General features: G+C 48.7%; 1 protein-coding gene. It reads right to left on the reverse strand.

The window, feature by feature from the left end:
- Window positions 1-63 precede the first annotated feature (63 nt).
- On the reverse strand, window positions 64-987 hold the full coding sequence (locus KDK15_RS08785; protein ID WP_257294980.1) for a branched-chain amino acid transaminase: 924 nt from the start codon (window positions 985-987) through the stop codon (window positions 64-66).
- Window positions 988-1,363: the final 376 nt, after the last annotated feature.

A 1,363-nucleotide genomic window follows, 5' to 3' on the forward strand; every position in this document is an offset into this window, starting at 1 on the left:
AGCCTCTTGGATTAGCCTCTTGGATTAGCCTCTTGGATTAGCCTCTTGGATTAGCTTCCTAGCTTAGCAATGGCTCAACCACTCAGGATTTTCCTGGCGCTTGCCACGAACCTGGTCAAAGTACATGGATTGAAGCTTTTCAGTAACGGGTCCACGCTTGCCGCTGCCAATCTTGCGCCCGTCGTGTTCACAAATGGGCATAACTTCGGCAGCCGTACCGGTAAAGAATGCTTCCTGAGCGATATACACTTCATCACGGGTGATACGCTTTTCCCGGACTTCCAGTCCAAGTTCTCTGGCAAACCGGATGATGGTGTCCCGGGTAATGCCTTCCAGGCAGGAAGTCAGTTCCGGTGTATAGATAATGCCATCTTCTTTCACAATAAAGATATTCTCACCACTGCCTTCAGTCACATAACCCTCGTTATCCAGCAGCAGGGCTTCTTCACAGCCACTGTCCAGTGCTTCCCGCAGGGCCAGCATGGAGTTCATGTAATTCCCGTTGGCTTTGGCCTTGCACATGGTGATATTAACATGGTGTCGTGTATAGGAAGAGGTGCGAATTTTGATGCCACGCTCAAGCGCTTCCGGCGACATGTAAGAAGGCCAGTTCCAGGCAGCAACCATGGTATGAACCTGAAGGCCCTCAGCTCTTAACCCCATGCCCTCAGAACCCAGGAAACACATTGGCCGCAGGTAGGCTTCGTCCAGCCCATTCTCACGAACGACAAGCTTCTGTGCTTCGTTCAGTTCTTCTTTGCTGAAGGGTATTTCCATTCTCAGGATGTGGGCACTGCGAAACAGGCGGTCGGTGTGTTCCTTCAGGCGGAAAATGGCGGATCCTTCTGGCGTATTATAGGCTCTTACGCCTTCAAAAACCCCCATCCCGTAATGAAGGGTGTGGGTCAGCACATGGGTTTTGGCTTCACGCCAGGGAACTAACTCCCCATCTAACCAGATAACGCCATCACGATCGGCGAAAGACATCGGGAAACTCCAGTTTACATTATTATGTGGGTGAAAGAGGCTGTAGTGACTATTGGATCACAACTTTTCTTCGATGCCAAAGAGTGATTGCCAGGCTCTGTAGGGGATTGCAAAATTCTCAAGCGTTATCATTTCATTATTAACCTGAAACATTGAACCAACAGAATAATTTATGGTCTAAACGGGATGAGTGCAATTTTCGCCATTGTATCCACCATTGCAGTGTTGGGTTAGCCATTAAACGCTTTGATAATTCATCAAAGCGTCAGGCTATCTTACCTGGGGTCTCTTGCCCGATATATGGTGTGCTAAGTAGTTGGTCAAATGGAATCGTATATTTCTGGCTAAGTGGGCAGTTACTATGCAAGGCACAACG

It is taken from the genome of Endozoicomonas sp. YOMI1 (assembly GCF_024606345.1).
GTDB lineage: Bacteria > Pseudomonadota > Gammaproteobacteria > Pseudomonadales > Endozoicomonadaceae > Endozoicomonas.